This window comes from Haloferula luteola, from assembly GCF_014201715.1.
GTDB classification, from domain to species: domain Bacteria; phylum Verrucomicrobiota; class Verrucomicrobiia; order Verrucomicrobiales; family Akkermansiaceae; genus Haloferula; species Haloferula luteola.
The window spans coordinates 162,451-183,061 of the sequence record NZ_JACHFD010000008.1 but is presented as its reverse complement, the minus strand read 5'-3'; the positions used below and the strand labels follow the sequence as shown (position 1 = coordinate 183,061).

Annotated in this window: 13 protein-coding genes; 6 read left to right on the top strand and 7 right to left on the bottom strand. The window is 61.1% G+C overall.

The annotated features are described in order from the left end of the window. Positions 1-100 precede the first annotated feature (100 nt). The 3 genes from HNR46_RS09780 to HNR46_RS09770 all read left to right on the top strand — a co-directional run bounded on the left by HNR46_RS09780 (position 101) and on the right by HNR46_RS09770 (position 7,250). Entirely contained in the window at positions 101-5,917 is a 5,817-nt protein-coding gene (locus HNR46_RS09780) for a non-ribosomal peptide synthetase (protein ID WP_184018250.1), read from the top strand. A gap of 53 nt (positions 5,918-5,970) precedes the next feature. Continuing rightward, a complete protein-coding gene (locus HNR46_RS09775; protein WP_184018248.1) occupies positions 5,971-6,402 on the top strand; it encodes an exosortase system-associated protein, TIGR04073 family in 432 nt (143 codons plus the stop codon). A 125-nt stretch (positions 6,403-6,527) separates the two neighbouring features. Then, positions 6,528-7,250 carry a hypothetical protein gene (locus tag HNR46_RS09770; RefSeq protein ID WP_184018246.1) on the top strand — a complete coding sequence of 241 codons (723 nt, stop codon included), beginning with the start codon at positions 6,528-6,530 and terminating at the stop codon, positions 7,248-7,250. Positions 7,251-7,253: 3 nt separating this feature from the next. On the opposite strand, the gene HNR46_RS09765 is transcribed toward HNR46_RS09770, so the two are convergent. From HNR46_RS09765 to HNR46_RS09755, 3 genes are read right to left on the bottom strand one after another with little or no spacing between them, the layout of a single operon-like run. Continuing rightward, complete coding sequence (locus HNR46_RS09765; protein ID WP_184018244.1) at positions 7,254-8,699, bottom strand: GTPase/DUF3482 domain-containing protein; 1,446 nt, start codon at positions 8,697-8,699, stop codon at positions 7,254-7,256. Continuing rightward, positions 8,696-10,090: a DUF2868 domain-containing protein gene (locus HNR46_RS09760; protein WP_221285107.1), complete on the bottom strand. Its 1,395-nt coding sequence runs from the start codon at positions 10,088-10,090 to the stop codon at positions 8,696-8,698. Before HNR46_RS09760 ends, HNR46_RS09765 begins: the two co-directional genes overlap by 4 nt. An 8-nt stretch (positions 10,091-10,098) precedes the next feature. Beyond that, complete coding sequence (locus HNR46_RS09755; protein ID WP_184018240.1) at positions 10,099-10,959, bottom strand: MBL fold metallo-hydrolase; 861 nt, start codon at positions 10,957-10,959, stop codon at positions 10,099-10,101. Positions 10,960-11,071: 112 nt separating this feature from the next. Here HNR46_RS09755 and HNR46_RS09750 point away from each other — a divergent pair, with 112 nt between their 5' ends. From HNR46_RS09750 to HNR46_RS09740, 3 genes are read left to right on the top strand one after another with little or no spacing between them, the layout of a single operon-like run. Further along, complete coding sequence (locus HNR46_RS09750) at positions 11,072-15,406, top strand: hypothetical protein (RefSeq protein ID WP_184018238.1); 4,335 nt, start codon at positions 11,072-11,074, stop codon at positions 15,404-15,406. 17 nt (positions 15,407-15,423) lie between these two features. Then, the gene (locus HNR46_RS09745; protein ID WP_184018236.1) at positions 15,424-16,110 is read left to right on the top strand and encodes a thrombospondin type 3 repeat-containing protein; all 687 of its coding nucleotides are present in this window, start codon (positions 15,424-15,426) and stop codon (positions 16,108-16,110) included. Positions 16,111-16,124: 14 nt separating this feature from the next. Continuing rightward, positions 16,125-16,802, top strand: coding sequence for a type 1 glutamine amidotransferase (locus HNR46_RS09740; protein ID WP_184018234.1), 678 nt, complete (start codon positions 16,125-16,127; stop codon positions 16,800-16,802). A 5-nt stretch (positions 16,803-16,807) separates the two neighbouring features. On the opposite strand, the gene HNR46_RS09735 is transcribed toward HNR46_RS09740, so the two are convergent. The 4 genes from HNR46_RS09735 to HNR46_RS09720 form a co-directional block, all read right to left on the bottom strand. After that, entirely contained in the window at positions 16,808-17,968 is a 1,161-nt protein-coding gene (locus tag HNR46_RS09735) for a hypothetical protein (protein ID WP_184018232.1), read from the bottom strand. Then, positions 17,965-18,498, bottom strand: a complete 534-nt coding sequence (locus tag HNR46_RS09730) for a hypothetical protein (RefSeq protein ID WP_184018230.1) — start codon at positions 18,496-18,498, stop codon at positions 17,965-17,967. Before HNR46_RS09730 ends, HNR46_RS09735 begins: the two co-directional genes overlap by 4 nt. Then, a complete protein-coding gene (locus HNR46_RS09725) occupies positions 18,495-19,361 on the bottom strand; it encodes a hypothetical protein (protein WP_184018228.1) in 867 nt (288 codons plus the stop codon). Before HNR46_RS09725 ends, HNR46_RS09730 begins: the two co-directional genes overlap by 4 nt. A 299-nt stretch (positions 19,362-19,660) precedes the next feature. Then, positions 19,661-20,545 (bottom strand): tyrosine recombinase, encoded by an 885-nt coding sequence (locus tag HNR46_RS09720; protein WP_184018226.1) that lies wholly within the window; start codon positions 20,543-20,545, stop codon positions 19,661-19,663. Positions 20,546-20,611 lie beyond the last annotated feature (66 nt).

Genomic DNA, 20,611 nt, shown 5'->3' with positions numbered 1-20,611 from the left:
GAGGATTTGCACCCACGCAAGCCACGTCCCGACTCTCAGGCCTAGATTCCCCTCCGCTTCTCGACTGGGAGATTGCCACACCGCGTGGCGGTCCTCCAGCATGCCCGACGTCGTCTTCACCCAGGACGAAAGTGCTTCAATGTTTGACCCTTCCACCCTCCCTGATGTCCCTCCCGCAACCTGCGGAGAAACCTGGTCGCGACTCCTGATCCGGCGCGCCGCAACCGTTCCGGACGTCCCCGCTACCTGCCATTTGACCGATGGCGAAAGTGCAGAATCTCTCGTCTCCTGGAAGGACCTCGCGCGCCGTGCCATGAGCATGGCAGCGGCACTCACCGAACGACGCCTCTCCGGTCAGCCGGTCCTCATCACCGCCCCTCCTGGACCCGATTTCCTCAGCTCATTGCTGGGCAGTTGGATGGCCGGTGCCATTGCCGTCCCCGCCTATCCACCTCAAGGCAGCCGCCACCGGGCACGATTGGAGGCCGTCCGGCACGATTGCCAAGCCACCCTCGCCCTCGGCGAGATCCCCCTCCGCACGGTCGACGGACTCGAATTCCTTTCCCCCTCCTCAGTCGTCGATTCTCACTTCGACCCGGTCTCTTCCACTGGCCCCTGCTTGCTGCAATACACCTCCGGCTCCACCTCCGCACCCAAGGGAGTAATCCTCACCGCTGAGGCCCTTCAGGAACAGCTTGCCGCCTTTCACCGCCACGCCGGGGACGTTCGCTTTCGCTCGGTCCTCAGCTGGCTTCCGCCCTACCACGACATGGGCCTCGTGCTCAAATTGCTCTATGCCCTCCACGCCGGCATCCCATTGATCACCTTTTCGCCGGACGCCTTTGTCCAGCGTCCCGCTCGCTGGCTTCGAGCCATCCACCGATACCGGGCTGAAATGAGCGGAGGGCCCAATTTTGCCTTCGATTGGTGCGTGCGAGCGGTCACCGATGACGAACTCGCTCAACTCGATCTTTCCTCCTGGAAATTTGCGCCCACAGGCGCCGAACGCATCCGCCGCGAAACCCTCCAACGCTTTGCCCGACGATTCGAACCCTGCGGCTTCGATTCCCGAGCCTTCTGCCCGGGCTACGGGCTGGCCGAGGCCACCCTGGTCGTCACTTCCCGACCAGTCGTGTCGCCCGGCTCGTGGAAATGTTCCAGCCGTGATCCGCAACAGATCTCCTGTGGGGCGCCCCTTCCCGGGACCCAGGTCCGGGTTGTCGACCCCACGACCCACCTCCCATTGAACGAAGGAACCACCGGAGAAATCGAAGTCTCTTCCCCCTCGCTGGCGGGCGGCTACTGGCAGCAGCCCGAACTGACCTCACACACCTGGGTCGACGGATGGCTGCGCACCGGCGACCTCGGGTTCCTCGAAGAGGGCGAGCTTTTCGTCGTCGGCCGCCTCAAGGATCTCATCATCCGGGAAGGCCGCAACATTGCCCCGGAGGACCTTGAAGACGCTGCGGCCACCCTCAATCCACGCATCACCGCTGCCGCCGCTTTCGGGCAGGATTCCGGTGAGGGCGAAAGGGTCATCCTTGCCGTCGAAGGTCGTGAACTTGACCCCCATGCCCTCGCCGGACAAGTCACCCATCACACCGGGGTCTCCATCGATCGCGTGCTCATCGTCCGCCCAGGACTTCTCCCCCGCACCACCAGTGGAAAAATCCGACGCCAAGCGACCCGCGATGCCTTTCTCGAAGGGTCCCTGCCACTGCTGCATGACAGTGCCACCGATCCACTCCCTACCATTCCTGACGATCAGCGAGACCGGCTTGAACAAGTGCTGCAGGCCCTCCGGCAGGCCACCCATCGAGACGATGCCCGACCCCACGACGACCTCTCGAGCCTGGCGGTCAGCTCCATCGAAGCAACGCGATTCGCCGCCCTACTCCATCGGCAAACCGGAGTCTCGTTCGATCTCGCCGCCCTATTCCGAGCCCCAAGTCTCATCGCCCTCGCCGAACAACTCCCCCTTCATCCCCACCTCACGGAGCTCCCCATCGAGATCGGTTCAGGACTCGCCAGCGGAAACATCAGCCACTCCCAAGAGCGCATGGCCTTCCTCCATCGGCTGGAGCCAGAAAGCCCTGCCTACCACGTTTTTGGGGCCATCGACCTCCATGGGCCCATCGACCTGGAAGCGATGGAGAAATCTTGGCAACGGCTGCTCTCCGATCACCCCATTCTTCGAACCCGGCACACGGACTCGGGCATGCATCTCGGTCCTCCCTCTCCGTTGGAAATCCTCGACGGAGACCCTGACGTGCTCCTACCCAGCTGGGCCCGCCAACCCTTCCACTTGGACCGCGAACCTCCTGCACGCGCCGGCATCATTGCTTGCCGGCACGACCACCATGTCCTCGCCTTTTGCGGCCATCACATCGTGGTCGATGGCTGGTCGATGCGCGTGATCGCCCAGCAACTCGCCCACTTCTACGAAGCCTACCGTAGGGGGATCGATCCTCCTGCCAAACCCCTTGGGCCCGACTTCATCGACTACGCGGCTTGGCAACGCCAACGCCTCGATAGCGGCACCATCGACCACCAGATTGACTATTGGAAACGCTCCCTATCCGGTCATTCCGGGAAGCTCGAACTTGCCACCGACTTCCCCCGCCCAACCAAGCCATCTTGGCAGGGCGATGTCGTTTCCGCCCCCCTTCCTGCAACCCTCGAATCCGCCGTCGCTGCCGTGGCCCGCGCCCACGGTGCGACTCCCTTCATGGTCCGGCTCGCGGCATGGATGCTCACCCTGCGCGCCCATGGAGCCGGCAACGATCTGGTGACGGCCGTGCCCGTCGCCAATCGCCACCACGCCGTGGCGGGAGAACTCATCGGCACCCTCGTCAACACCCTGCCGCTGCGCATCACCTTGGCCGACAACGATCGCTTCTGCGACCTGCTGCTTCGGGTCCGGGAAGCCACCTTCGCCATGCAGGCCCATCAGGAGGCCCCTTTCGAAAAGATCATCGAAGCGGTCCAGCCCGAACGCAGTCGGGACCGCGCTCCGATCGCACAGATTCTTTTCGACCATCAGGAATATCCACTCCCGCTTTCCTGGACTCCCGAACTCACAGCCAGCCCCCGCCCTCTCCACCGCGGTGCCGTCCAGTTCGACCTCGCCATGGTGAGCCTGCAGTGGCCCGACTGCACCCAGCTGTTTCTTGAGTTTCGACAAGATCTCTTCCGCCGCCAAACCGCGCAGGCCCTGTTGGATCGCTATCTCGTGTTACTCGAAGCCGCATGCGAATCTCCCAACGCTCCGGCCCAGCCATTCGCAGCGCTCACCTCCGCCGATCGCCAGCAACTCGAAATCCTCTCCCATGGGCCCCAACGTCCGCATTTCACCCACACTCACGCGCTGGAACTCATCGGTGCCACGATCGCTCGGCAGCCTGATGCCATTGCCATCACCACGCCGGGGGCACATCGACTCTACCGTCAAATCGGAGCCCGCTCAGCTTCCCTTGCGACCCACCTGCACCGGCATGGCGTGCAGGCAGGAGACCGCGTCGCCCTCCTGATAGAACGCACTTCGGACCTCCCCTGCGTGCTCCTTGCAGTATGGAAGTGCGGAGCCGCCTACGTCCCCCTCGATCCCTCCAATCCGCCAGAACGACTCCGCCTCATCCTCGAAGATCAGGCCCCCCTTCTCACCCTCGTCTCCCCCGGGCTTGAATCCTATCTTCCCCTAGGCACCCAAGCTTTCCCTCTGCTTCCAGCCCACTTCGAAACTCCTCCAGACCCTGCCGAGTCTTTCCCAAAGCTTTCCCCTGAAGATCCCGCCTATCTCCTCTACACCTCCGGATCCACCGGCCGGCCCAAAGGCGTCGTCATCCCTCATCGTGCTCTCGCCAACTTCCTCCTCTCCATGGCGGAAACTCCTGGCATGACCTCTGGGGAAACGCTCCTCGCCGTCACCACCGTCTCCTTCGATATCTCCGGCCTCGAACTTTTTCTGCCCCTCGTCGCCGGGGGCACCATCGACCTCGTCGACAGCACCACAGCCCGCAACCCCAGCGCCCTGCGCCAGCGTTTCCAAGCCGCCGATCCCGATCTCATGCAGGCCACGCCTGCCACTTGGCGAATGCTCCTCGATGACGGCTGGTCCGGATCCCCGAAACTTCGTCTGCTCTGCGGAGGAGAGGCCCTGGACCGCCCCCTTGCCGACCGCCTACGCCCGCGAGTCGCAGCAATGTGGAATCTCTACGGCCCGACCGAAACCACCATCTGGTCGACCCTCTGGGCGGTGCCCCCCATCTCCCATCCGGCACCGATTCGCATCGGCACCCCCATCGCCAATACCACCCTACGGATCGTTTCCACCGACCACCAAGTTTGCCCCCCCGGAGTTCCTGGCGAGTTGCTCATCGGCGGCGCCGGACTGGCCATCGGCTATTGGCAGCGCCCGGAACTCACGGCCGAACGATTCATCACCCTGGACCACCAGCGTTTTTACCGCACCGGCGACCTTGCCCGATGGACTCACAACGGCAGCCTCGAATGCCTCGGCCGCACCGATGCCCAAATCAAAATCCGTGGCTTCCGCGTGGAGCTGGGGGAAATCGATGCCGCCCTTCTCGATCATCCCAATGTCCAAGAAGCCGCAACCGTCTGGACCGACGACCGCCTGATCGCTTGGTTTCGGTCTTCCTCCCCCATTGCCGACCTTCACGATCACCTCCGCCGGCGCCTTCCCGACTACATGGTGCCTTCCCGGCTTCTTCCTCTGGAGAACTTCCCTCTCACTCCCAGTGGCAAAATCGACCGAAACCGGCTCGCCACCCTTCCCATTCCAGCTGCCGACGCCGCCCCCGACCGGCGAGGGACTGCCGATCCCCTCCTCCAGGAACTCACCCGCCTTTGGGCCGAGACACTCGGCGTCCCAGAGGTCGGCCCTGACGATGACTTCTTCGCGCTCGGCGGACACTCTCTCCTCGCTGCCCGTCTCGCCACCGTCACCGCCGAACGCACCGGACTCTCCGTCCCGCTCGATTGGCTTTTCGACCAGCCCACCCCCGCCGGCATGGCGGCCCGATGGCGCAGCCATTCCGCCCCTGACCTGGAGCGCCCGCGACCCATCCCCCTCGCCCGCGGACGCGGAGGACCCCCTCTCTTCTGGATTCATACTCTGGTCGATGGGGGCATGGGCCTCCTCCCCTACCGCGAGGCCGCCCTGCAACTGGCCGACCTCACCGATTCCTATGGCATGGCCGAAGGCTCCGCCTCTTTCTCCTCGCTACGCGATCTCGCCGCGGCCCACGTGGAAAGCCTCCGCTCCCTTCAACCCAAGGGCCCCTACCGCCTCGCCGGGTTTTGTTTTGGCGGCAACCTCGCAGCAGAAATCGCCTGCCAACTTGAGGATCAAGGCGAATCCATCGAACTCCTCCTGCTCCTTGAAGCCAGCCCACCTCAAAGCTCATGGCACCGCGATTGGTGGCGAAATCCCACTCACTGGACCCGGCTTCTCCAACGCTTCCCCCGTCGCTTGTGGAGTCTCGCCCAGCGGGACCTCGATACCGTCGGTCGCCGCATAAAAATGAAACAGCGCGCCGCTTCCTCAAAGGTCGATAGCCTCGTCCATCGGACTCAAGACATCCCCGACCTACGAGGCGTCCTCGACCTCGATCTCCTCGACGAGCCCTCCCGCCAACGAGCCCTCCGCCATTGGGAAGCGCTCCATCGTCACCCTCATCGCCTCCCCTCGCACGGACGCCTGGTGCTCATCCGTGCTCTCGACGAAGGGTGGCTCCCCCGCGACCCCCAACTGGGCTGGACCGCCACCATGCCCCTTGAAATTCATCAGGTTTCCGGACGCCACGAAGAGTTCCTCCGCCATCAATCCGCGGGAGAAGTCGCCGCGGTGCTCAGAAAAATCCTCTCCACCCCCCCGAAATCCGGGGCTCAATAGCGAACTTTCCCGTTGCCAACCCACGATCCGCTATTTCAAACTTCCCTCAGCAGATGAAAAAACTCCTTGTCCTTGCCACCGCTGCCCTTGCCTTCACCGGCATGGCCTCCGCCGACATCCAAGCGCCTCCTGGATCGCAGTACACCGCTACCCGCAAGCTGGGTCGTGCCGTGAGCAACATCCTCTACGGCTTCGTCGAGATTCCTGAGCAGATCGTTCGCAAGACCGATACCTACGGCCGCAAGGCAGGCTGGTCCTACGGAGCCGTCGATGGCGGCCATCGTGCCCTTCGTCGCCTGGGCTATGGCTTCTACGAACTCTTCACCTTCACCTGCCCCACCTACCGTGGCACCTTCAAGCCCCCGTACGAAAAGTGCGGCACCGACAACCGCATCGAGATGAACGTCCATGACGGTCTCTCCGAGTTCCCGCCGGACCTTGGCTTTGAAGTCTACTACAGCCACAGCCGCACCCAGCGCTTCTAAAGTACCGATTGGCTGAACTTTTCGATCCCGGCAGTGTTGCACTGCCGGGATTTTTTTTGCCCCAAAACAGGCAAATCGGAATTTCCGTGGCGTTCTTTCCTGCATCAACGTATTTTCACGCATTCATGACCACCCTGCGCTCCTTGCTCCTCCTTTCCGTCCTCGTCCCGGTGCTGAAGGCGGAACCCCGGATCTGGAAAAATACTGACGCCTCGTCGTCCTTCGAAGGGGAGTGGGTGGCAGAAACCGCGGCCACCGTCACCATCCGGCGGTCCGACGGCAAAGAATTCGAGCTCAGTAAGTCCAAATTGCACACCGACGATCTCACCTGGTTGGCGCAAAAAGACGCCCCACCTGAAGAGGCGGTCTTCGATACCCTTTGCTTCGGTGACACCCGAGCCGACGTCGAAGCCAAGCTGCTGAAAAGCAAAGTGGTCGAACCCATCGTCGATCCCAAATTTCTCGGCCGCATGGGCCTCAATGGCAGCTTCCGCACCCGTCAGAAAATCGGAGGCCAACCGTGCCTGCTCTTCTTCACCTGGAACCAGGATACCCTCTCCGAGATCCTCCTCCGCACCGACGGCGGCCCCGCAAGCACCTATGACAGTTCCCTCCGCGCCACGTGGGAAGGACTCATCGGACTCCTCACGGAACTCCACGGAAAACCTGTCCAGAACGCCTCCTACCCGAAAAAAGAGGCTTTGCCCGACGGGGGCTTCCTCGGCTCTCACCTCTGGCATCTTCCCCATGGCGGCAGTGCCCTTCTTGGAACCAGCCGGGAAGGCGATGCTTACCAGACCGCCATCCGATTTACCGCTGAGAAAGTTCAGCCAGTCGTCACCCATTGAGCCTCAACTCAGCTCTTCGAGCGAGGCCACCATCGCCGCGAAAACCTCAGGCTCTGCCCCACGGTCCGGTCGGCCCTTGAGGCAGCTGGTGAACCATTTCTGCAGCACCGCCCGACGCTCTCGCGGAAACTCGCGCACCCGGCCCTCACCCTCCGCGTCCTCTAAGGTCGTCCGATCCCGCCGCCCGTGCGCCCGCTGCAGAATCCCGGCATACCGTACCAGCATCGAATCCAAAAGGACCCAAGGAAAGTTCGGGCTGCTCGGCGGCCCAACCACCAAGGTCCTCCCTTCCCCGGACTTTAAGCCGATCCGCCCCAAACCGCTGACTTTCAGCTCCGGCAGCGCCCCTCCTTTCAAGAACGCAGCCGCCCCTCCACCCAAAGCTCCAATCACCGTCCCTGCCCCAAGACTGTGAACTCCCACTCCCAAGTCAAACGCAGCACCCGCCGCAGCCCCAAGTCCCGCACCCGCCGCAGCCAGCTGCCAACGATTTAGACCAAACTTCCGCCACGTTTCCTCCTGCTCCAAATCCAACCCCCGGTGATGGCGAGGATCACCCTCGGCTTGCAACAAATGGTGCCGATACGTCCTCAGCCAAGCTTCCAGGCACTCCGCCTCCAATTTCGCCAACCTGGCAAAATAGTCTTCGACCAACGCCGCCAGCTTCCGCTCACGCCGCGCCGGCACGCCGAGATCCCGCTCATCGAGCCCATCTCGCGCCCGTAGCGTCAGCGCCTTCTCCATCAAGTCCACCAAGGCCTCCGCCGCATCCTCGCGCCGCTGGTCCCATTCGGCATCCATCGCCTCCAGCACCCGCTCGATTCTCTCCGCATGCCGCTCTTCAATCTGCAGCAGGGCGAGCATCAACTTCCTTCGCTCATCGAACCGGGCCGCATGGGCGTCAAATGTCCGCGTCAAATTGAAGGCAGTCCCCAACCGTTCGCGCCATTCCGTTTCATAGCCCGTCTCCTCTCCCTGCGGATTCAACAGCGCCAACCGGGGGCGACCACTCCACCGCAAAATCTCGATCTCTGCCAGAAACGAATCCCGCAGAGGTTTGCTAGGATCCACCACATACAGAATGCCAGCTCCCCGGATGATCGGTTCTAACAAGCGCACCTCGTCTGGAAACCGGTCTCCACAGGTCTCCACGAATTGTCGCAGCTCATCCGGGCCAGGAACCCGCTCACCCGCGAATCCTTGGATCACCCGCATCGCTTCCACGGGTTGCTGAAAACCCGGAGTATCCAGGAAGCGGATCCATTCTTCGCCGTCGTACCTCACCGGCAATGGCAGCACTCCCGTCGTCTCCCCAGGCGTCGCGGAAATGCGCAACACCGCATCGTCATCCACCTCCAGCAACGTCGCCAAAGTCGAAGTCTTCCCTGCATTCACGCGGCCCACCACCACGAACGACGGGATTTCTGGCTGCCACCAATCCTCACTCATGCCGACTCAAAAAACCAAAGTTCCGTGCTGCCACTCTCCTCCCGTCGATCCATGAAACGCTCCCACTCCCGACGTTCCTCCTCGGTGGGGCTGCTCATCCCGCTCGAGCTTGGATTTCCCACCACCACCGCCACTCTCCTCCCCTCGGAAACCTTCAGAATCTCCGCCAACGCGCGCTCCACTTGGCGCGGCGCCAACGACCATCCTTCTCCGACCAGAACCACCCCCGCGGGCGCTTTCGCCAAGGCCGTGCGCGCCGCCTCCTCCCGCCCTGTATCCATCACCCCCATCGTCTCCCAAGCAGTTGGATTCAGGCGCAATCTCTGAAGGAGAAACGGCCGCAAGGCTTCCGGATGGGCCTCAGCTCCCAATGAAATCACCAACGCTCCGTCGACAGGTCCCTTCGGCTCTTCGCCTCGCTTCACCTCCGTCATTGCCCGCCACAACTTGCGATGCGCCGGCGCCTGAAAGGTCAGATTTCTCAAAGCCCGGGTTTCGTTCACCCGCGCCCAGGTCGAAAGCAACCATCGCGGGGCCACCCCCCACACCAAAAGCACCATCAACGAAAACGGCCACCAGCCGACACCATTCGCCATCCAATTCCGAGTGACTTCCGAGGCTGCCACATCCGGAACCATCCGCGGTAACGCCCAGGACCATGGCAACGCCAACACCCGCACCGCCTCTTCCAAGAAATGCCGCATCGCTCCTTGAGTCGTGGACTCCCAGAAAAATCCGACCCGCTTCACCAACACCATCGTCGCCAATCCCACCAAGGCTCCCGCATGAAACGAGGCCGCCACCATCTGGGTGAGCGCTGCCATGCGCCACCCGATCACCCGTGCCAACTCCCCACTTCGGCGGACCCGCTCGATCGCCTCTCTCGTTTCCTCACCCAAAAACCGCAACGAAACCCGCTCCGCAACCCATGCCACCATTCCGCCTCCGGGAATCCTCCCCCGCATCCACCATAGCAACACCGCCAACAGCATCAGTCCCCACGGCATCACCCATACCACCCCCAGCATCCACACCACATTCATGCCCTTGGTTTCCAGATCCAACACTCCCCACACGGCACCCACCCCGGAGCACGCCATCACGACCATCAAAAGAAACCCAATGCCCCCCAAAGCCGCCAACCAGCGGCGACCGATCCCTCCCCGCTCCTCCGCCTCAAGCCACGCTTTCATCGCCGCCATTCGAGACATTCCCGCCACCCGCTCGGGTCGCGAACCATCCCACGACGACAAGGCCGCCTCGAAGTCAATCAACTCCGCCAGCGTCCATCGTTCCTCGGGTGCATCCGCCACAGCCCCAATCTCGCCAACCTCGCTCCGCTGGCAAGTCTCGGTGCGCTTCTCGCCCCCACCCTCTCCTTGCGTCCCCATCAACCGCCTCAACCCTGGACCGAGCTCCCGAACAATTCATCGGCCGCGAAATCAATCGAGCAAGGTGGCTTCTCCTCGTGCCAGCCACTCGGCTCGTCCTGACCGGCACAACACACCGAGATTCCACACGCTCCTACCATCTCCAACGCCCGCGCCGGAGCATTGCAATCGCGGCTCAAATGACCCAACACCGCACGCTGCAATCCTTCCGCTGCCAGCTCACGCACCAACTCGGCGGTCTGCCGATTCGACAAGTGCCCATGACGCGAGGAAATCCGCTGCTTCGTGCTCCATGGACGCTTGAGGTCGGCCTCCAACAACTCGTCATCGTAGTTGGCCTCAATGAACAAGGCCTCCACCCCCCGCAGACGCTCTCGCATGAGCGGCGTAACATGCCCGGAATCACTCACCAATCCAAACGATCGGCCCGCCGCCCGGAACAAAAACCCCACCGGTTCGACGGCATCGTGCGGCACCGCAAAACTTTCGATTTCCAGCGCTCCGATCTCAAACCGCCCCCCACTCTCAAAAACCTTCCAGCTCACGGGACCCAACCCCTCCCGCACCACATGAGAAGTCGCCGGCGTCGCGTAGATCGGCCGTTTCAAAGACTTCATCAGCACCCGCAACCCGCGAATGTGGTCGCCATGCTCGTGGGTCAACAGCACCGCATCCAATGACTCAGGAGGAATGCCCATCGCGGCCAGCCGCAGCGTGATCTGCTTCGCAGAAAGCCCCGCATCCACCAAAACGCGCACGCCCCCGGCATCGATCACCGTGGCATTGCCACCACTCCCACTCCCCAGCACCGCGAACCGCATGCCCGAGCAAAACGGATCAGTCGCCCCGCGGCCAAGGAGAAAACCCATGGCAGCCCCTCCCTTCGAACTCCCATGGGATGTGAAAAAATGCCATTTCAGGCTCTTCCCTGCGTAATTTTCCGCTAGCGTGCCGCCACCCATTCACCCTGAGCCCCATCCCATGAGGTTTTTGCCGTCCATTGTTCTCCTTCTGTCCTCCACCCTCTTCGCCGCAACTCACCCGGCAGACACCAATTCCGACCAGCGCATCGACCTCGCCGAGATCGCCGCCTATCCCGCAACCTTGGGGGGATTTGCCTCCAGTGACGAGGCCATGGCTGACCCCGATTTCGCCCAAGCGTGGTTTCTCTGGCGCGAGGGCGAAAACTATCAGGACGACCCGTCCCTCTCCGAACCCCATCGCTGGCTCCCCAACCCATCATCGGGGGCTCCCTACATTTCCCTCTCCTCCCGCATCGGACTCCCCCTCACCACCGTGGAAATCCACGGCCTGCCGGGCCAACCCAGCACCCTCGCAGGTCGCTACCGACCCGTCGAAACCGGCGAGTGGTTGAACTTCGAAGTCGATGCCAGCGGCTCCCACCTCAGTTTCGCCGCCCCCTACGTCCCGTCTCCCTGGCTGCCCACTCGCGACCTAGAAATCGAAGTCGATGCCGATGGCCAAACCTACCGCGCCGGCATCTTCCGACTCCTTCCCATCGACACCGCAGGCATCTCCATTCCCGGCTTCCTCGACGAAACCGCCGACGCCCTGGCGGCACGGGGCGATTGGAATCCCGACGCCACCGTCCAGGCCATCGCCGCCGACCAGACCGTGACCGATTTCCAACGGCTCATGGGCTACACCTACGCCTACCTCCGGCACACCGCCGAGTCGATGCGCCTGCTCGAAAACCATCCTGCCGGCCCCGATTCCGAAATCGAAACCTTCATCGCCCGCGAACTGCTGGCCCTTTCCGCCACCCGAAATGGCACCTTCGAAGCCCTCCAAGACTCTGCCGTCCTTCTCCCCGCCGCAGCCACGCGCGCCCGGGCAACGTCTTCCTCTCATTGCACCCAGATCGACCAGTGGAACGAGCTCATCCTGCTCACCCAATATCGGGCAAAGCTGGAAGCAAAAGCCGACGACAAATCCCTCACCAAACAACTCACTGGAAAGGCGCTGGATGCCCTCACCGAACAAGCCACCAAGCTCGGCAAAAAGCTCGTCTCGGACTCCAAGACCCTCTCCAAACGAGTAGGTCTCGCCTTCTCCATCCCCCTGGAACTCTACTCCCTACTCAACGAGTGGGACATGAAGACCCTGCCAAAAACCTTCACCCACATCTCCTATGAACTGCGGGATGGCAATGCCGTCCCCCTCACCCCCACGCTTCCTACCGACAGCCCCTACGACGGAGAATGCATCCACATCTATTTCCAGGAACTCAAGGCCACCATCACCTCCGAAGGCTTCTCGCTCGGTAAGTATCTCCTCGAAGAAAAATTGCCCAATCCCGAGGACCTTGCCGAATGGGTCAAAGGCCCTGCGGGCCAACTCGCCAGCGGCGTCACCGACTACTATTCCTCTCAGCTCGGCCAAGCTCGAAAAAAGGTCATCGACCAACTCTACGACCCGATCCAGGACTTCGACTACAAACCCACCCCCTGCGTCTGGTCCGACATCTCCATCCCACAAACCCGCGCCGACCCCAAACTCACCTTCAAGAGCCTCTCCGGTCGCTTTGAAGTCGACGCCTTCTCCGCCAACGGAGTGATCCCCAAGTCCCCGGGACCCGATCTCATCGAAATCGCCATCAAAACCACGGACGCCACCGAAGGAGGTACCAATAACCTTCCGAACACTCCCCCCTACAAACAAACCGAGAAGCTCACACTTCAGCCCCCTCATCTTGACTTCCGTCCGCCCGCGGTTTCCGTCGACGACGTCCAGAACCCTCCCCGTCTCACCGTCGACATTTCCTCGTCCTACGAAAACGAGAAGCTCCGCTGGAAGATCTACGACGTCACCGGGAAATTGGTTCACGATACCCTCACCGAAGTTTCCACTCCGGACTTTTCGACCACCTCGACGCACACTCTGGAGAACTATCCGGTGCCGACCGATGCTCAGAAATACCCCCTACTCTGCATCGCTGAGTCCCAAGCCATGGGCTGCATCGAAGGCACCCTCAACCAGCGGGTTCAGGCATCGGCCACCATCTACTACCTTGCCAAAGTCTTCGACCTCTCCCCCAGCCGCATTTGCAGGGAGCCAGGCGAAACGATCACCGTCACGGCCATCCCCGCCCAACCCGATCCCAACTTCAAGGTCGTGCAATGGGAGATCGCCCACGGGGGAGGCACTCTGACTCCGATCGACGACACCACCGCCAGCTTCACCTTTCCACCCGAGCCCCAAGCCGAAATCACCCTTCGCGCCACCGGGGCCGATGACTTCATCGCCCAAGGCTACTACTCCACGGGGCCCTGCCTGAACTACGTTCAGACCACCCAACACTACGACCTCGACCCGGCAGCCCTCGTTGAGGGTGCCGTGCACCCCACCAAAACCTTCAGCCTGCTCGTCGGATATGGCGACTTCATCCCCGAGGACCTCGGCCAACCATGGGTCACACCCACCGGCTACCAGGGCGTCGAAATGATCGAAGGAATCGGACAACTGGTCACCCACTTCACCCAGGAGCTCGACTCCGGTTCAGCCGATACCCGACTCTTCGAAGTGGAGAGCTTCGGCACCGTCATTGGCCTCGTCGACTTCTTGGAACCAACCGCCTTAATCAACATCCCCGACGCCACCCTTGGAGGCAGCTACTTCAGCGAAGATGACCTCGCCGCCGATCCACGTGAAAGTGTCTGGGCTCCCAGTTTCGGCAAAGGGGATGGAACCTCGCCCCCCACTGCCGTCACCACCACCAACGGCGCCTACCAGATTCACTTTGAATACGGCCTGACTCACTCCGATTCGGTCGACGAAACCGGACTCGCCGTCACCTGGCTCAGCAACCGCGGAACCGTGATCTCGACGACTGGACCCACCGTGGATCCGGGAGACCCAGAAAACTATCTCGTCTCGGCCACCATCGAATACCTCGATGAAGTCACCCTCCCCGACGTCAACCTGACCTTCTCCGGAACCATCTCCTATCCTGATTCGACAAACGGAGACTCCGATTCCCTCTACTCCTCTGCCACCTTCGTTTACCGAAAAATCGCCGTCAACACCGAGGGCACCCTGCGCTTCCCCATCACCGAGGATCGCTTGGTGTTCTGCGGCCCAGCCGATCCCGGCACCGCACCCCGCTCGGCCCCCTTCGCGATCTACCATAGCTGTTGCGGCGGGATTGAACTCGACGACTACGAACCTGTGCGCGGCGCCGCCCGACGTTTCGCCCTTCTCTCCTTCTACTCCCCGGACGACCCCGATCTTGGTCGATCGCTGATCGTCACCGACACCTACAACAGCGATCCCGATCTCCTCTACTGTGGCGAAATCCGAAAACGCCGTGAAGACCATCCGAATCCTCCTGAAGATTTTCCCGACCCGGATCCTGATCCCGATCCCGACCCGGATCCGCAAGACACTCCGGACGAACTCGCGGACTCCTTCACGGACTCCCCAGCCGACTTGGATGGCGATGCAAGCTTCCCCGCACCATCGACACCCCTGCCGTCGACCTCCATCAGCGGCGCCATCGTGGACTCCAACAACCGGCTTTATCCCTATGACGCGACCGACTTCTTCAACACCACCGCCTCCGGCATTCGCCTAGGAACCTTCTCCCAAGGAGGAGCGCTTCTCGGCAGCACCGTACTTTTGAATCAGGAAACTCGCGATGCCATCGCCGACAGTCTCACCGTCGTCCTGTATGGGCGTCTGGGGGACACCGGTCAGCACGGGCTCTTCGTCGAACGGGAATTCGATGGGCACCTCCACTTCGACTTCTGGCAGCAGGACTCCGTCACCGGGAAACTCATCGGTCGCACCCTGTTTTCTCTCAATGCCGGAGAACATGTCATCGGCATGGGAGACTTCGATCAAGACGGCCAACTCGACTTCGCAGGGCGCAACGCCCAAGCGGACCTTTGGGTACGTCGCGGCACGGTCAACGGAGTCTCCAACTCGCCAATCACCCTGTTGAGCGCCCAGGCCGACTGGATTCCGCGCGCCGCCGCCCTCAATCCCGATGGCACCACCGTCGTCCTTTGCGAATCTCCAAATACCACCACCTATCGTCATCAAATTCTCAGCTCCGCAGGCAACATTCTCACGGACCTCACCATGGAACGCCCTGATTTCCGTGAGGTCATGTCCCTCGCCGATTTCAATGACGACGGCTGGCCCGACTTGGTTTTCCACATGGCATCCTTCTCCGATTTCATCGTCCGCTACTCCGCGGCCGGTGCCACCACGACCGGGAGCATCACCTATTCCCTGCCCGACTTCGCCACCACATTCACCCTCTCGAAGCTTCCTCAATCGAGCCGCGAATGAACTCCGCCCTCCCACCAATGAAGATCCCTGCCTTCCTTTGCCTACTGCCCCTCCCACTCCTTGCCGGCCAATACTCCCTGCAACTCTCTCCGAACTCCTCGCACGTCTTCCTTGAACTGGAAGTGCCTGCGGGCTCTCGAGTTACTCACATCAGCCATGGAGGCTCCTACGATGAGTCCCGTGGAAAAATCAAATGGGGTCCATTGCTTCCTGCCCCGGCCAACGTCCAGTTCGCTCTCGCGGAAGAACCCGAGGGCATCGACCTGAGCACTTCGGGGCAGCCCCCGTCTCTCATCATCACTGCCTCCGGGCCCACCCAGGCGGATGAAGATGGCGATGGACTCCCAGACACGTTTGAAAGCCAATTCGGTTTCGACCCGGACACCCCAGACGGGAGTGAAGACACCGACGGGGATGGCCTCAGCAATCGCGCCGAGTTCCTCCTTGGCACCAACCCGCGAGACCCTCGTGACCACCTTACCACCCATTCCCTAGAACCCGGCAATCAGCAGTGGACCGTCAGCCCCGCCCTACCGCCGGGAGCCATTTTGGAAACATCCACCACCCTCAGCGCATCGGGCTGGGTGGCGGTAGACTCCAATCTTGAGAGCGAAGGAAACACCACCACCATCTCCCTCCCCGCGATGAATGCGCCGTCTCCTCGGCGATTTTTCAGGCTTCGCCTGGCTCCGGATTTGGATTGAGAATCGCTCTCGTCATGCACGTCCACGTCATCCAGCACGTCCCCTTTGAAGGTCCTGCCGCGATCGATCCCTGGCTCACCCAACGTGGCCACCACGTGACTCGTAGTCTCATGGACCGAGCCGATAACCTGCCGGATCCCGAAACAATCGATTTCCTCATCCTCATGGGCGGCCCCATGAGCGTCCACGACGAGAAATCCCATCCCTGGCTCGTCCGAGAGAAGGAATATCTCGGACAGTGGTTGAAATCCGGCCGTCCGACACTTGGCATCTGCCTGGGTGCACAACTCATGGCAAGTTCCTTGGGCGCGACCGTGCGTCGCCAAGAGGATCGAGAGATTGGGTGGTTCCCTGTCGAGAGCATTCCCCAACTGGAGGGCTTCTCTTTCGACTCCTCATTCATGGCGTTTCACTGGCACGGCGAGACCTTCGACCTCCCACCCGATGCTCTTCCACTGGCCCGCAGCGTGGCTTGCCCCCAGCAAGGATTTCAATGGGGTCCAAAAGCCATTGGCCTCCAGTTTCATCTCGAAACGACACCCTCCTCCTGTGCCCAACTTGTCGAGCACGGCGAAAGCGATCTCGTTCCCGGGCCCTTTGTTCAAACGAAATCTCAGCTACTTGCGGATCGCCCGGAGGACTACCAACAGCTCCATCTCGGCAAGGTCTTGGACTATTTGCTACGGGACTGAGATCATCAGTGGCTCGTCGTCGCCAAAGTCGCCCGCACTTCGACCGTTCGGTCGAGTTCGAAACTCACCGCCGCCACACGTTCCGGCTCCCGATCAAAGAAGGGCGTCACCGTCAGCAGCTCGATGGTGTAAACACCATCTTGCTCGAGAACATCCGCTTCCAGGTCTTCCAGTTCGATCGGCATCACCGCATCTTGAGGCGAGCTCGTATTGAACGTGACTACCGAGGAAGCCACCACTTTCCCTGAGGCACCCAACGCGGCGGAACCCGCGTAAATTTGGGCGTAAGTCACACTGTCCGGATAGAGGTCATCGCACACATACCGAACCTCACTAGGCAGCGTCTTATAGACCACGCCTTCTTCCACGCCTTCGATGCGACCTTCGCAGACCGGCCAAACTTGCATGGTGGCAGATCCAATCACGGCCATCTCCCCTTCGCTTCCGAGGGCGACCCGCGCGGCAAAAGTTTCTTCTCCGGACGCCTTACTCGGGCGGGCCACGGGCAAAGCCTGATAGATGCTACTATCGGAGAAATCACCGTTGGCGGTAAAATCGAAAACATCGGCATAGCTCCCTTGGCCCGAACCATCCGGGTAGGGAGCGTGCAACTCGGGGTGATAGAGTCGAAAATCACGCACCAATTCCGCCTGATGAATCCCTCCCTTGGGATCGTCTGGCAAAGCGAGATGACGCAGCTGCAAAGTCATCCCAAAGGGTTGGTCCGCTCGGGTGCGCGGCACCGGATACGGGTCCCGTGAGTGAAGAACCACCGTCGCCGATGGCAAATAAGTCCCCACCACCACTTCATCAAGCCGCTCGGGAGTTTCGGTTTCGTCTCCCGAGCCTCCCAACAGCACATCCAAGTGGATGCCCAACAAATCGACGTCCACCAGATGAGAATCCAGAGACACATTCACATTCGCGATCGTGCCCACGTTCGCATCAAGCAAACTAAAGGGATCGTACGACTCATCCTGATAGGCATAGAGCTGAAACAAGGCCCCATCTCCTTCCAACGGTTTCGATAGAATGCTTCCAGTCGTTCCTGAAACCGGAATGTCATACACCACCGTACGCCCGTCGATGAGCTGAATTTGGCGAATGAAATCCACGGCTCTCACGGAGGGAACGCAGCCCAGCAGGAACCAAACGAACATTTTCATGGCGAGGGAACGGTAGGGGGTGGAGCAAGAACGGTGACAGGCAGACCTCGATGGGTCGCTACCACCACCTTGCCATCAGCAGAGAAAGACTCCCATTTTTCGGCAGGCACGGGTTCCTCGCCGCGAATTTGTGCGAGGCTGACTTCAAAAGTGGTCACCCATCCGCGATTGCCTGCCAGAAAATCCGGCCAGGGAGTGGGTCTCCCTTTTGCTTGGCCAGCCCGCTGGGACGCACGCGCATCGGGACAAAAAAGAATCGATCCCTTCGGCAGCATGGCATGGGTGCCAAATCCGATCAGGTATTCCGAGAGCGCTTCGAGACCGAAGCCATCGCGCCGTCGCGGCACCGGGCGGGGTTCGATGATTCCACCGGCGGACCGGAGTGCGCGGATATCCGCATCACTCGGCAATTCCCGTCCGGCAGTCCCATATTCCGGCGAAACTGTTCCCGGTCCCCCCCAGGACCCTGTTTGGGCAGTCGCCAGTGGAACCATCGAGATTCCCCCCAGGACAATGATGAAAACTTTCATGGCTGCGCGGTCCTCCGGCTCCAACCCGCGCCTCCCAGGCCGCTCAGGTCGATCGTGACTTGGACAAGATCGGGCACCTCCACCTCTGGCAGCGAAATCATTCCGGTGTCGCTCCCCGAATCCGATGGCGGCGTCCCGAGAACCGTCAAATTCACATCCCCCAGGTCGAGCCCAAGAAAGGGAGGCCGATACACCGGCGCATACTCGCGATCGATCTCGAAGACCACCTCCACGCCTGAACCATAGAGGGCGGTGTCCGCGGCAACCGCAAGGCGCCCTTCCATCTTCGGCGGAGCAAGATGGCATTCCCCCAGCACATAGAAATATCCTTCCGGATTCAGGTTGTAATTGGCCGAGCTCAGCAGCGAATCGAGGACACTCCCCAGCAATGAAGAACCTGTGAGATGAAAAGCCAGGTTCACATCTGCCGGATGACGGGGATCGCACAAGGTCCAACGCTCCCCGTAGATTTGCACAGGTCCGACCGTCGTTCCAGGAGAGTTGCCCGAGACATGGAGACGTTCCGGGTAGTACTTCAGAAGTCCGGTTTGCAGGATCACATCCATGTCCGAATTGACCACCTGATAGGGGTTCACAAGTCCGAGAACCTTGGGATGGAACTTTCCACCCATCACCGCGGCATTCAACGCGCGGCCACCCAGAGTCAGTCGACCTGCCACTCCAAACACATCGTAGCGGTAAGGACGTCCCAGCGATACCTGACGATAGCGGGTCGATTCCTGAAGCACCGTGGAGGTGTCCATGCCGGGGGCCCAACATTCGACCTGGGCGGGACTGGGGATGGAAAGGACGAGGAAGATCCCGGAAAAGACCTTCCCGATCCAGCGAACGGGAGATTTCATGGCAGGTTTGAAGGCAAGGGTGCTCCCGGACACCGGAGTGCCAGGAGGCGGGGCACCGTCACCAGGAGCGGGCGAATCTTGGGGAATCCCAACTCCTCGTGACAGGGGGTGAAGTCCGGGATCTTCGACTTATCGGGAAGTCAGCGAATCCGAACAGTTGCAAGATTCACCCAAGCTCCGTTTTCAAACAAGATTCCTGGAAAACCTTTCACTTATGCGTGGTTCAACGCAGTTTCAACCTGCTGAATTTAAGTTTCTTTAAGAAAAAACCGCCCCTCAGAACCTTTTCCAAAAAACCTTCAACCGCGCGGGTGGAAGCGTCGATGGATCGATTTCAGGCGAGATCCATCGATATGGGTATACACCTGGGTGGTCGAAATGTCGGCATGTCCGAGCAGTTCCTGAATCACCCGCAAATCTGCTCCGCCCTCCAAAAGGTGGGTGGCAAAGGAATGCCGAAGCAGGTGAGGATACACCTTCAAATCCATGCCTGCCGCCGCTGCCCGTTCTTTGACAATCTGGCGGACCCGGTCGGGCGACAAGGCCCCGCCGCGAACGCTGAGAAACAGATGGGAACCGGTGCGGGACTTCACCAACTCCGGTCGCGCGTGGGCCAGATAATCCCGGATAGCCTCCCGTGCCTTGCCCCCCACCGGCACCATACGAGTTTTGTCACCTTTCCCAGTCACACGCAGAAACGATTCCTCCTCATCATATTTCTCCATCCGTAGCTGGCACAGCTCGGAGAGCCGAAGGCCCGATGCATAAAACAATTCGAGGATGGCGCGATCCCGTCGACTCAAGGCATCGATCGGCTCGATCGATTCCAGCAAACGCTCCACCACCTGCCGGTTCATCGTCTCCGGCAAATACTTCTCGGGCCGCGGCGAGATCAAAGGTTCAGCCGGATCCATCAACAAGCGCCCCGTGCCAGCAAGCCACCGGAAAAAGACTTTCAGATGCACGCTCCCAATGCGCAGCGAGGAAACTTGAAGTCCCTCGTTTTTCCGTTGGCCGAGAAATTTCGAAAGCTCTTCAGTCCCTATATCTTCCAGCGGCAAGGCCGACTTTGCCATCCATCGCTCCAGTTCCTCCAAGGTTTGACGGACCGACAACTGATAGGCGTCCGACAACCCCCGCTCGGTCGCCAGATAGCGAATGAATGCATCAATTTCGCGCTCCACTTCCCTACCCTCGCCTCCGAGGTCTTGCGGATCAAGTCGATCAAGCTCCGGTTGCGATCCTCGAGA